The sequence below is a fragment of the Rickettsia bellii RML369-C genome (assembly GCF_000012385.1).
In the GTDB taxonomy this organism is placed as follows: domain Bacteria; phylum Pseudomonadota; class Alphaproteobacteria; order Rickettsiales; family Rickettsiaceae; genus Rickettsia; species Rickettsia bellii.
In genome coordinates, this window is the sequence record NC_007940.1 from 148,972 (window position 1) to 161,985 (window position 13,014).

Sequence of the window (13,014 nt, forward strand, 5' to 3'; positions counted from 1 at the left end):
CCTCACGTATTAAGTATACGCTGCGGTCAAAAAATATGAAACGCCTTGCTCTTTTCCAAATAAAACTTCGTCTATAATTAATTTAGCATAGAAGAATTTTTAGAATTTAGAGAGAAAAAGAAAAATGATAATGAAATTTTTGGAAGGGTTTTCTTCCGGTATGGCTATTGATCTTGGTACGGCAAATACTATCGTATATCAAAAAGGACGCGGTATTGTTCTTCGTGAACCTTCAGTAGTTGCATTAATAAAAAAAGATGGCTCTTTTGTGCCTTATGCTTTTGGTCATGAAGCAAAAATGATGCTTGGTCGTACTCCAACTGATATTGAAGCTAAGAGACCTTTAAAAGACGGCGTGATTGCCGATTTTAAAGGTGCAGAAGAAATGATTAAATACTTTATTAAAATGGTACATAATCGTCGTTCTTTTTTTGGTCCAACGATTGTTGTTTGTGTGCCGTCAGGCTCTACCCCTGTTGAACGTCGTGCTATTCAAGAAGCAGCAGAAAGTGCAGGTGGTAAGGATGTATATTTAATTGAAGAGCCTATGGCAGCAGCAATTGGTGCTGGGCTTCCTGTAACAGAAGCCACGGGTTCAATGATTGTTGATATCGGTGGTGGTACTACAGAAGTTGCAGTTTTGTCACTAGGTGGTATAGTATATGCAAGGTCCGTAAGAGTCGGTGGCGACAAGATGGACGAGGCTATTATTTCATATATAAGAAGGCATTATAACCTGCTAATTGGTGAGGCTACAGCCGAAAAGATAAAGCAAGAAATAGGTACTGCTTATGTAGATCAAAATACAGAACCAAGAGTTATGGAAATCAAAGGTCGTGATTTAATTTATGGCATTCCAAAGGAAATGGTATTGAATGAAAGACAAATTGCTGATAGTCTAATAGAACCGGTAAGTCAAATCGTTGAGGCAGTAAAAGTAGCATTAGAGGCGACGCCTCCCGAATTATCTTCTGATATAGTTGATAAAGGAATAGTGCTAACAGGTGGTGGCTCATTACTTCGAAATCTTGATTTTGTTCTTAGTGAGGCAACAAAATTACCTGTGATAATTGCAGATGATGCACTATCATGTGTAGCACTCGGCACAGGAAAAGCACTTGAAGATTTTACAAAGCTAAAACATGTACTATTTAAACAGGATTAAAGATGGCGATACTTGCGAATAGAGTAAAAAATTCTTCAAGTTCCTTGGAGCTAGTAAGAACTATACTAGTTACTCTTAAACGCTTTTTTGTCATATTTTTTCTTGGGTTATCTTTATATTTATTTCTTGTTTCACCTAAAAAAATATCCAATGTATCTATTGAAATAACAGGCAGCGTATTATCAGCTGGATTAGTATTTTATGAAAATATATTTGAAAGTGTAAATTCTATAAAACAAAAATTCGTTTATTTTCAAGATCTAGAAAAACGAAATATAGAACTTGAGCTTGAAGTAGCAAGGCTCAAACATCTTCAGAGTGAAGTAGAATCAGTAAGGGCTGAAAATATTGCTCTAAAAGATCTCTTAACAGTTACTGAAGAAGAAGAATTTAAATATGTTACTGCTAAGTTATTAAGCGTGTCTTTTAGTCCTTTTTCTAAAACGGCATTAATTTCTGCTGGTAGAAAACACGGAGTTGAACCTGATCAAATTGTTACGACCGATTCACAAGGATTAGTCGGCAAAGTAATAGAAGTAAGCAATAATTACGCTAAAGTTATGCTAATTAGTGATGTTAACTCTAGAATACCCATTAAAACAAGCTCCTCAAGAGAACAAGGCATTTTAGCCGGTAACAATAACAATAGTAAAATTTTATATCTACCAAATAATCATTTAGTACAGAAAGATGAAGAGATAATAACTTCTGGTCATGGCAGTACTTACCCAGCGGGTATCTTAGTTGGTTATGTCTCTGAAGTTACAGAAAATGATGTTATAGTTAACATCGCTGCCGATCTATCTAAAACTGAGTTTGTGCAAGTATTATTGCCTAAAGAATAAAAAAAGTAGACGAAGTTTAGTTTGGAAAAGAGCAAGGCATCTCGGAGCTTTTGACCGCAGCGTAGTTTATTACACGTGAGGACCAAAAGCGAGAAGTAACGAAGCCAATTTTTCAAAATAAACGAGTATACATGAAAAAAAATATCTTGGTATTATCGCCGAATATATCTGTATAATAATCTATAAATTAAAATTTTATCAAATTCTTCATCATAGAAAACGTTATTATGTCGGTGAAATAGATATCATCGCACTGCGTAATAAAGAAATTGTTTTTATTGAAGTAAAAGCAAGAAGTTCTAACATTGATGATAGATTTGTATCTTTTGATCAGCAAAAAAGAATTAAGCGAGCAGCTGAAATGTTCTTAAGCAGCAATAGTAAATATAATAATTATAATATTCGCTTTGATTTAGTTATTGTCAGTCCGTATAAATTTCCTATAATTATAAAGAACTGCTGGTAAATGGCTCATATGTCATCCCCGCATAGGCATTGCCCGCATGGATCCAAAAACGCCCTCGGTGTCATCTAGTTGCTTGGGAACTAGATCCAGAAAATAATAAAAAATACTAATAAAATTAGTATTTTTAGCTGGATCCCGTGAATAAATCACGGGATGACAGGGGGAGAATGATCCACGCAGGCAATGCCTCCCGTGGCTTGGGAGGAAAGGATCCACGCAACAATACCACGCTGGGATAACACCGAAGATGGTTTTCGTCGTGATACAAATATTTAATCCAACTATTTGGAGCATAACAATATGGCACTTGCTACTAAAGTAAAAGAATTTTTAGAAGAAAAGTTAAAACAAGAAAAAATAGACCGTAAATATCTTGCTGAGGTTACCGATGTCCCTTACACTACCATTAGCAGAATTATGAGAGCGGAAGTAAATCGTGAATTTAATCCTGAAATAGATACAATTTTAAAAATAGCAAAATATTTTAGTTGTACTACGGATGAGGTAATAAAAAGAACTGTACCTAATACGAATAGTTAGTAAATATGACAAAAAATAAAGGGTTGATCATAATTTTATCTTCCCCATCTGGTGCAGGTAAATCAAGCTTAGCAAAGGCATTATTAGAAATCGATCATAATCTACGCTTATCAATTTCGGCAACTACTAGAAAACCACGACCAAATGAGCAAGATGGAGTAAATTACTATTTTAAAACTAAAGTTGAGTTTGAGAAATTAGTTAAACAAAATCAATTTCTTGAACATGCTAAAATATATGATAATTATTATGGCACCCCTAAAAAACATGTCGAAAATTTGTTAAATCAAGGGCTAGATGTTTTATTCGATATTGATTGGCAAGGTGCAAGGAGTATAAAGCAAAATGCAGTTAATGCCGTTTCTATATTTATTTTACCTCCTAACCTTGAAGTACTGGAGCAACGTTTAAGAAATAGAGCTGCTGATAATGAAGAAGCAATACAACTACGCATGGCTTCAGCACAAGCAGAAATATCGCACTCTAACGAGTATGATCATATAATTACTAACGATGATTTTAACGATACTATTCAACAAATACATACAATTATTTTACAAGAACGGAAGAAGCGGAATTAAATTGCCATTCGCTTTAAAGCTGTCATCTAGTTGCTTGTACCTGAGGCATCTAGAAAAATAATAAAAAATACTAATAATATTAGTATTTTTTAGCTGGATCCCGTGAATAAATCACGGGATGACAGGGGAGCCACGTGGGCAATGCTGCCACGGGGTGACAACTAAGAAAGCATATTATATATATCTTTCATATAATCATGCTTCAACCAAATCTCAGCATTACCAATAATATAGAGATTATTTTTTGCTCTACTAATACCGACGTTTAAAACGTTAGGCTTTTTAGTCATAACATTTCTAGTGCCTGTATCTTGAGGACGTTGAGCCCCTAGCATCATAATAACCGTATCGTTTTCTTTGCCCTGAAAAGCATGTATCGTGCCGATATTGTTAGTATAAAAATCTTGTAATTTTTTAGGTATTTTTTGATTTTTACTTAATGCTAAGAATTTATCCTTGATACTTTTTTGTATATAAAGACTAAAGCTTTTATACATCGTTATTATATAAATCTGATTTAATAACTCAGCTGAATCTGGATGTTTTAAAATAGGTTCGAGAATCTCAAGCAATGCATTAAATTCTGCTTCTGATTCATGTTTAGATTTTTTAATATTGTTATCAACAACATTGATCCATCTTGATGTTTTTAAAATTTTTCTAATTACTAATTCTGGCGGTGCTACTGCATAAATCATTTTATTGTCATAAGCAATTTTGTTAAATATATCAAACATTGGGTTTTGACATCTTCTATGGACTAACAACGGAAAGCCGACTGTACTTTTGCTATATTTAGTTTGATATAAGGAATTACGATCTGCTAAATGTTGCACGGAAACTTTATGCGGTGACCAATCTGTAGATAAAATATTAAACTTTTTACATAATGCTTCAGTTAAATCTTGTTTAAGTATAGAAACCGGTTCTGTTTGCATCGGATCGCCTACTATTATAACATTCTTAGACTTAAAAATAGCACTAGCTGCATATTGTGGAGGTATTTGCCCTGCTTCATCAACAAGTAACCAAGAAATTTCATTATGTCCAACACTGTCAAACATTCTATCAAATGAATGGAAAGTTGTTGAGACAAGCGGTATAACCGTAAAGAAATTTTGCCAAGCAATTTTATTCATTTCAGTATCACCCGCTATGGAAGAATTCATTACTATATCAAAAAAATACTTCAAGCTATGCCAAAAACTATCAGCATTAGCATGTATAAATATTTCATGTAACTTAACTGCCTGAATAAATAATTTTGATTTTAATTTTTCAAATTCAATATTAAAGCAAGGTTGAGTTTTATGTAAATCACTTAATTTTTTATCCCAAAATGAATCATTTTCAAAAGCCTCAACATCAAAATTTCTATTTTTTAAGAATCTATGCGGTTCTAATAAAAGCTCGCCTATGTCCATCAATCTTTTAAGATCATTTACGATTGATTTTTCATAATTTAACTGATCTTCGTGTCTTTGTAATAATTCTTTATGTGTACGATATGTTCTTGTTTTGAATAATTTATGAAGAGATTTGAAATAACCTAGATCGTAATCGTCAATTTTTCTTTTATTGAGTTCTATCTGATTTTTTGTATTGGTTAAAATCGATTCTAAATATTTTTTTGTATGCTCATTATCTTCATAAATATCATGTTTTTTCAATATGCTGTGTCTTTCCTTATTAAGATCAATAACCGACTCAATATATTTATAAGTTTGATCAATTTCCTTATGTAAGGTTAAAAATTCAGTACAAGCTTTGTTCCATTCATCTTTAATTCCTGCACTATAATATTCAGGTTTATAATGTTCAGGAGCTTTATCTTCACATTTATTATTAACAAGTAAATTTAAATATTGAAGCATTGCGTGATGAACTTCTCTCTTATCATCTTTATTTTGCTGATTTTTCTTATATTTCCAAAACTTATTTGTAAATTTTGCTTTATTTTTATTATTACCTAAAGCTGCTGCAAAAGTACCCCAGCTTAGATTTTTATCTTTGTTAGGTACAAGTTGTTTAAAATAACTCAAATCTTTGTGGTATAGAGTATCTATTTTGCTATACAACGATATTTCTTTAGATATATTTTCAACGGCATTATTGTTTGATGAAGCTACAACCATACCGTAATTTTGTAACTCCGGCTTTAAAGCTTTTATATAATGCGTAAAAACTTTGGATGACGGAGGATTTGGATAGTTTTTTTTATCTTTACCAAAGCCGTCTGTAGGACACGCTAAATCAGTTAGTTTTAAAGCTCTTTCAACGTAAAGATTTGCAATAATATCAAACATTAAAGTTGTTTTTCCTGTTCCTGGCGGACCATTAACAGCAAAAAGATTTTCTGAAGAATTAAGTAACATTGTATTAACCGCTGCTGCTTGTAAAGTAGCTGGTGAATTTTGCGGTGATGATGGCCAACGAGAAAATGACATTTTATTTGGAGAAAGTAAATCTTTTAAAACATCTATATTTTCTAGCACATCTATAGAATCTGGTTTATTTTCTTTTCCTAAATATTTAGAAATTGCTGATCCGTTAGAAATATTTTTGATATTATATCTAACAAAGCTAAGAGGTTTTAGAAAAAAACTATTAAATATTTCTAAAGATGGCACTTTAGAGAAATTAGCATTTTTATTCTTTGAAATATCCTTAAAGTTTTGTTTATCCTCTTTTTCTTCATCTATTTCTTCAATTGATACAACTCTTCTAACGCAAATTTCAGAATGACTAACTAAATATTTTTGATCAATTGCAAATTCTTCAACTAAGAAATTAATAATATTTTTGATGCTTTCTAAGTTTAACTTTCTTTCTCCTAAAGGTGTAATTTCTGCAAAATTCAATGCCTCGTTTATTAAGTTATTATCTACATCATTAAAGTTAATTAGTTTTTTAAAATCTTCTTCGCAAAAATCATGTCTTGTAATTTCTCCTAATGCGTAAGCTGCTGTGGAAATAACCATTGTATTTGGCATATAGATCATATTTTCATCTGTTGTTAGTGCGGCAATAGGAGTGAGAGCTAAATTATTTTGGTTGATGTGATCTTGTAAAACTTCTTCGTTTATTTGTGATAACTTATTTATCTTTTTTAAAATAGCTACTTCTGCTTCTGACCATTTTAAATACCCTAAATAAATATTCCAATAAACTTCAACTTTACTTTTAGTTAAATCTATCTTCAGCTCACTTTTGTCAAAATTTTCAAAAGGAGCATCCTTTAATAAATAGAGGGCTTCATGATCTTTTAGTTTATGATAAAATTTTTCTCGTTTATCTTGTCCTTCTTTATATTCCTCTATTGCTTCAAAATATTTAGTTAAAGTATCATTTTTAAAGGGAGTTAGTACTTCAATAATCTTCCATACATCCAGAACATTTTTAACTTGCTCGTCCGATTGATTATACATAGACAAAATTTTATACTTAAAATAGAAAATATCCTAAGTATGAAAAGTTAGGTTGTAAACAACTTTTTTATATTGCTATTTATAGTTCTAAAATTTGTGTATAATTCACACGCTTATCACTAAACTCTTAATAATTCTCAATAAATCTTTTTGTATTTTTCATAGATTCATTCAATATATTTCTTTTAATTTATTTAAAGGAGCAAATGTAATGGATAATAATAAAGAAGTCATTAAATATATAGCCTCTAGTGTCTGGTCTTCTTGGAATCCTATAAACTGGTCACCAACCATGCAATTAGCTGCCGTAAGTTATATATTTTCTTGTTTAATTGATGATACTACTGCATATCTGATCAAGGATACGCAGGGGATGGGTAATAGTCAAAATTTTACTTTTCATAGCACAAAATATCCTGCTTCTCGTTATGTAGAGCTTGCTAAGGAAATACCTGTATGCTTAAAAAGATTAAAAATATTTCATAAATTTGATCCTGAATATGTACCGGATCAATCACTAACTTCTCATAAATTCATCGATAACTTTTCTAATTTATTAGAGCATTTTAAGCTAACTTCTATTAAAGATTCTACTGATTCTGATCCTAACTATCTTATAGCGTGGAGCTGGGCAAAAAATTTAGGAAATATTTTTGAGCATTTTGGTCAGAAGTTAAAGCGTGCTTGTGATAAAGTAGAAACAGCGGAAAATTATTGGGAGAATTACGAACCGGAAGCATTTTCTAATTTTTCTGTATTTCATGAATCTATAAATATAATGACACACTGCGAGGATGCATTATTAGGTTGTAGAGATATTATATCAGACATATATCACGACACACTATAGTCATTATTACCTATTTAATTATCGTGCCATAATAAACTGAACATCTAATTCTAGTTTTTTCCAAATCTTATCGCAAGTAAGAATAGGATAATTTTTAAATATAGCAAGTGCAATACATGCTCTATCTCCAAGTGATAGACCATGAGCTTTAGTTTTATGAATAATGCTTGCACTAATTAGAGCTTGATCATGACAAAAATCTATAATTTTTATATCCGATAATTTAATAACAATCTCAGCATCATCTTTTTGCAAGCCTTGCACTTCTATGCAATACTTATAAACTTCAGCAATATTTACACTTGAAATCACCGCATCTTTCATATGCTTTTTAATAAACAAATAACCTTCTTCTTTAGCAAATAAAGCAATTAATGCTGATGCATCAAATATTATTTTCGACATTATTTTTTACTTCTTGCTTCTTCTATGAAATATTCTTGACGTTTATTAGCGATAAAATCATCTACTATGGATGATTTTTTATTGTGCTGATTTTTCATAAAGATTTTATGTATTTCGTCAATCACGTTATCAACATTTATGATTTTAACTTCATTATCTTGAATTTCTATAGTTATTTTCTCACCAGGGTGCATATTAAACCTTTCTCTAATTGATACAGGTATAAGCACTCTGCCATGCTGATCCATGCTAGTTAATACTCTTTCCACATTTTTTCTTTTATGATTATTATACATAATTGCTATTTATTATAATATGGCATTTCTTATCAAATGACAAGTTATATTTAAATCGTTTCAACGCACATAGCCATACCCATACCGCCACCGATACATAGTGTTACCAAGCCTTTTTTAGCTTTATTTCTTCTTAATCCATGTATTAAAGTAACAAGAACACGTCCGCCGCTAGCACCGATCGGATGTCCGATTGCTATTGCTCCGCCATTCACATTAACCTTATTCATATCCCATTTCATTTCACGATTAACATAAATACTTTGAGAGGCAAAAGCCTCATTTACTTCAATAAGATCTAGATCGTTAATGCTCCAACCGGCTTTGCTTAGAGCTTTTTGAGAGGCAGGAACGGGAGCAGTCCCCATAATACTTGGATCAACACCGGCAGAAGCGTAAGAAACAATACGAGCAAGAGGAGTTAGATTATGCTTTTTTAGAGCCTCTTCAGACACTACCATAAGGCACGCAGCACCATCATTAATTGATGAAGCATTACCGGCAGTAACAGTGCCATTTTTATCGAATGCAGGGCGTAATTTACCCAAAATCTCAAGGCTAGTATCAGGTCTAACTGTTTCATCATGATCAAATAAGCTAGTAGTTTTCTTGATTGTTACTTCAACCGGCAAAATCTCATCTTTAAATATTCCGGCTTTCTGGGCTTTTGCAGCTTTTTGATGTGAGCTTAAGGCAAATTCATCTTGTTGCTCTCTAGTAATATTAAATTGCTTTGAGATATTTTCAGCAGTAATACCCATAAATACTCCTGAGAATACATCAGTTAATCCATCATATTGCATTAGATCAACCATTTTGATATCACCGAATTTAGCTCCTGCTCTTATATAGCTGCCATGCATACCGAGTGACATATTTTCCTGCCCACCTGCTATAACAATATCGTTATCACCGGTCATAATTGAGGCTGCTGCAAGTGCTACAGTTTTAAGACCTGAACCGCAAACCTTATTAATTGTATAGCCTGGCACTTCTTTAGGAATACCTGCATGAATTAGAGTTTGTCTTGCCGGATTCTGTCCACTACCGCCCGTGATCACCTGCCCGAGTATCACCTCATTTACTAAAGCCGGATCGATTTTACTATTCTGTAGAATATCTTTTATTAAGTGCGTCGCAATCATTGGTGCGGGAGTAAGTAGTACTAAGACTACCCATAAAAGAACCGAAAGCCGTTCTTTTTGCATGAGTGATGTAAACCGGTTTTATCATGATATATACTCCTTAAAATAATATTTGTTCCATTCCTGTCATCCCGTGGCGGCATTGTTGCGTGGATCAGTTTTTCCGTCATTGCCACGCTCATTTCATTCGCTCGCAATGACGATTTGGTATCCACGCAACAATGCCCTTTGTGCTGGATTCCCGCCTACGCGGGAATGACATATACGCCATGCAACAACCTACCGTGTAATCGGGAATGACAGCGATTTAAATAACTCTGTCAGCTTATTGTTTATTAAATAACTAATATGTCCGCCTGGTACTTCTATAAGAGTAGAGTTTTTAAACAATTTTTGCAAAGATAAAATAGAAGATTCAGGCACTATTTGGTCATTTTTTGCAGCTACGATATATACAGGGCAGTTAATTACGCTTGGGTCAATTACTGTGCCGTCTATTTTCCATTTCAAATTCATAAACATATTTTCGCCTAATATATTCTGCATAATCTGATTATAAGTGCTACTTGGTATATCGTGACCGGACATTAGCCAGTTCTCAATTCTGAAAGCTAATTCTTGCTCTTTTTCGGAGGTTAAGGAAAAAAATTTATCCAGCTTAACCTGAAAATAATCAGGAAATAGCAGAAAGAATAAAATTTGTATATGGATTTTAGGAATTAAGGGCAAATTTTCTACATAAGCATCTAGCTTTAAATATTGATGCAACATTTTTACATAAAAGAAGTGAGAAAAATCCCAAGGGCAGGTTAGTAAAGTTAAAGTTTTTATAGATTTAGATGCGATTATATTTGCAGCTATTGCAAGATTGCCACCGATACAATGCCCTATCAAATTAATATTATTCACATTTAAATCATTTACTACTTTAACTATTTTATGTACATAATCATCTAATAAATAGTTTGACTCTTTAACCTCTAACCAATCTATTAAATAAACTTCGCCTTGCTCTCTTAAATTCTCTATAAAGCTTTTATTGCGGCTTAAGAAAAATATTTCTGGTGAATTGAAAATGGAAGGGATGATTAGAAATGTTTTTGGCATCATGTTTTCTTCAGTGTCATCCCGTGGACAAGCCACGGGATGACACAGGATAATACACCACCCTATAATATTTCGTTTCTGCTACTATTTCTCCCAGCTCTAAATATTTATTACCTAAATTATGATTTTTTGTATAACTATTATATAGGTCAAAATATTTCTGATATTTATCGTTATTCTGCATCCTAACTTTCTTATATTATATTAATCTTTCTTGACATTGGACCAAAAATATTGTATAAACTTTCGCATCTTCAGAATGTAACAAAACAGTATATAGCCTCTAAATTTTTTAGAGAAAATATCTTTTCATAAAATCTCGAAGTGCTTAAGTTTTTTTTTTGTCCCTAGGGCTTTATAATGCTAAGTACCTCATCATCGCGACCGTTTAAAAGCAAATTTAGAGCCGCTTTTTGGCCTATTTATAACTACGAACTCGGAAAATTTATTCCGATGAGTGCCTTAATGTTTTGCATTTTATTTAATCAAAATATTTTACGAATATTAAAAGATAGTATTTTAATTTCTGAAATCAGTGCAGAGATAGCTGGTTTTGCTAAAGTTTATTGTGTTACACCTGCAGCTGCTTTATTTGTAATTATTTATGCTAAAATGATTAATCATCTTACTTTTGAGAAGATTTTTTATTATTTAACTGCATTTTTTATCGGCTTTTTTGTTTTATTTGCTTTTGTTATCTATCCTAATATTCATATTTTTCATGTGCATCCGGACTATTTAGCTGATTGGATGGAACGCTACCCGCATTTTAAATGGTATATATCATTAATAGGCAATTGGGGTTATATAGTATATTACAGCCTTGCCGAGCTTTGGCCTAATATTTTTTATGTATTATTATTTTGGCAATTCGCCAATGAGCTTACTACTACTGAAGAAGCTAAAAGATTCTATACGCTTTTTTCGTTATTCGGTAATTCATCTTTAATATTGGTCGGCTTCTTAATGATGAATTTATCATCTAAAGAGACTATTGTGAAGCACTTTATAAATATTTCTGACAGCAAAATCACTTTAGTACAAATATCAACTATTTTGGTTACAATCGTTGCAGTTATTTGTTGTCTACTAATTCGTTTTATTAGCAGGAATGTTTTTACTAATCCTTTATTTTATGCCAAGGCAAAAAGTGGACGATCAACTTCCGAGCGTATGGGGATCATTAAGAGCTTTAAATATATTGTAAAATCTAAATATTTATGGCTACTTTTAATCTGCTCCGCAGCATTTGGTTTTGCTATTAATTTAGTTGAAGCCGTATGGAAAGCAAAAATTAAGGAGCTATATCCAACTGTTAATACTTATGCTGAATTTAACAGCCTGTATATACTTTGGACCGGCGTTGCTATTATGGTTATGACTATTATCGGTAATAATGTTATGCGTATGCATAACTGGTTTGTTGCTGCTGTAATCTCACCTGTGATAATAATGGTTACTGGAGTTCTGTTCTTTGTCCTTATTGTATTTGATCAAAAAATCCTCTCATTATTTGATGGGGCAATTTTAATGTCACCTCTTGCACTCGCCGTATCTATCGGCGGAATCCAGAATATTTTAGCCAAAGGAACAAAATATTCTATATGGGATACTTCAAGAGAAATGCTATATATTCCCCTCGATCAAGAGTTAAAAACAAAAGGTAAAGCTGCTGTTGACGTGATAAGTGCAAAAGTTGGTAAATCATCAAGTGGGCTTGTACAATCTATTATATTTACCATAATCCCAACTGCAACTTTTACCTCTATTTCACCTGTTCTAATGGTGGTGTTTACTTTCGTATGTCTTGCTTGGATTTATGCGGTAAGAAAAATATATTTTGAATATCAAAAAATCGCGTAGACACAGATAGAACTTGAAAAATTGGCATCGTCGTTTTATAAGAGCTGCGGTACTCACATATTAAGTATATGCTCCGTTCCTTGCCTTATAAACCGATTACTCTTTTCCAAGTTAATCTTCGTCTACTAACTCTTTATTACTTCTTGCTTTTGATCCTCACGTATTAAGTATACGCAGCTAGTCAAAAGCTCCGAGGTATCTCTCCCTTTTTCAAATTAAACTTTGTATGTCGATGAACTTCAAAAATTGGTGTCGTCTTCTTTGTCATCCCGTGTGCTTGTAGCGGGATCCAGTTAAAAATGCTATGCATTTTACTGGATTGC

General features: G+C 32.5%; 12 protein-coding genes and 1 pseudogene. 7 read left to right on the forward strand and 6 right to left on the reverse strand.

Translation table 11 applies throughout. From position 1 onward, the window contains the following. The first annotated feature begins 124 nt into the window (after window positions 1-124). From RBE_RS00690 to gmk, 5 genes are all read left to right on the forward strand, one after another. Window positions 125-1,165: a rod shape-determining protein gene (locus RBE_RS00690; protein WP_011476827.1), complete on the forward strand. Its 1,041-nt coding sequence runs from the start codon at window positions 125-127 to the stop codon at window positions 1,163-1,165. Between the two features lie 2 nt (window positions 1,166-1,167). Further along, window positions 1,168-2,010 (forward strand): rod shape-determining protein MreC, encoded by an 843-nt coding sequence (mreC, locus tag RBE_RS00695; RefSeq protein ID WP_011476828.1) that lies wholly within the window; start codon window positions 1,168-1,170, stop codon window positions 2,008-2,010. 172 nt (window positions 2,011-2,182) lie between these two features. Next, entirely contained in the window at window positions 2,183-2,476 is a 294-nt protein-coding gene (locus RBE_RS07680; protein ID WP_338053119.1) for a YraN family protein, read from the forward strand. Window positions 2,477-2,776: 300 nt separating this feature from the next. Continuing rightward, window positions 2,777-3,016, forward strand: coding sequence for a helix-turn-helix transcriptional regulator (locus tag RBE_RS00700; protein WP_012152230.1), 240 nt, complete (start codon window positions 2,777-2,779; stop codon window positions 3,014-3,016). A 5-nt stretch (window positions 3,017-3,021) separates the two neighbouring features. After that, a complete protein-coding gene (gmk, locus tag RBE_RS00705) occupies window positions 3,022-3,597 on the forward strand; it encodes a guanylate kinase (protein WP_011476830.1) in 576 nt (191 codons plus the stop codon). 161 nt (window positions 3,598-3,758) lie between these two features. Here the strand turns inward: gmk and RBE_RS00710 are convergent, their stop codons facing one another. Continuing rightward, window positions 3,759-7,025 carry a DEAD/DEAH box helicase gene (locus tag RBE_RS00710; protein WP_011476831.1) on the reverse strand — a complete coding sequence of 1,089 codons (3,267 nt, stop codon included), beginning with the start codon at window positions 7,023-7,025 and terminating at the stop codon, window positions 3,759-3,761. A 211-nt stretch (window positions 7,026-7,236) separates the two neighbouring features. Here RBE_RS00710 and RBE_RS00715 point away from each other — a divergent pair, with 211 nt between their 5' ends. Continuing rightward, a complete protein-coding gene (locus tag RBE_RS00715; protein WP_011476832.1) occupies window positions 7,237-7,875 on the forward strand; it encodes a hypothetical protein in 639 nt (212 codons plus the stop codon). An 18-nt stretch (window positions 7,876-7,893) separates the two neighbouring features. On the opposite strand, the gene RBE_RS00720 is transcribed toward RBE_RS00715, so the two are convergent. The 5 genes and pseudogenes from RBE_RS00720 to RBE_RS09675 all read right to left on the reverse strand — a co-directional run bounded on the left by RBE_RS00720 (window position 7,894) and on the right by RBE_RS09675 (window position 11,012). Next, complete coding sequence (locus RBE_RS00720) at window positions 7,894-8,280, reverse strand: type II toxin-antitoxin system VapC family toxin (protein WP_011476833.1); 387 nt, start codon at window positions 8,278-8,280, stop codon at window positions 7,894-7,896. Then, window positions 8,280-8,576, reverse strand: a complete 297-nt coding sequence (locus RBE_RS00725) for an AbrB/MazE/SpoVT family DNA-binding domain-containing protein (RefSeq protein ID WP_011476834.1) — start codon at window positions 8,574-8,576, stop codon at window positions 8,280-8,282. Before RBE_RS00725 ends, RBE_RS00720 begins: the two co-directional genes overlap by 1 nt. Window positions 8,577-8,626: 50 nt before the next feature. Beyond that, window positions 8,627-9,809: pseudogene (locus RBE_RS00730) on the reverse strand (acetyl-CoA C-acetyltransferase). Between the two features lie 191 nt (window positions 9,810-10,000). Further along, entirely contained in the window at window positions 10,001-10,828 is an 828-nt protein-coding gene (locus tag RBE_RS00735) for an alpha/beta fold hydrolase (protein ID WP_012152223.1), read from the reverse strand. 16 nt (window positions 10,829-10,844) lie between these two features. Next, window positions 10,845-11,012 (reverse strand): hypothetical protein, encoded by a 168-nt coding sequence (locus tag RBE_RS09675; protein ID WP_155810532.1) that lies wholly within the window; start codon window positions 11,010-11,012, stop codon window positions 10,845-10,847. 176 nt (window positions 11,013-11,188) lie between these two features. Here RBE_RS09675 and tlc5 point away from each other — a divergent pair, with 176 nt between their 5' ends. Continuing rightward, window positions 11,189-12,691: a GTP/GDP exchange transporter Tlc5 gene (gene tlc5 / locus RBE_RS00740; protein ID WP_011476837.1), complete on the forward strand. Its 1,503-nt coding sequence runs from the start codon at window positions 11,189-11,191 to the stop codon at window positions 12,689-12,691. Window positions 12,692-13,014 lie beyond the last annotated feature (323 nt).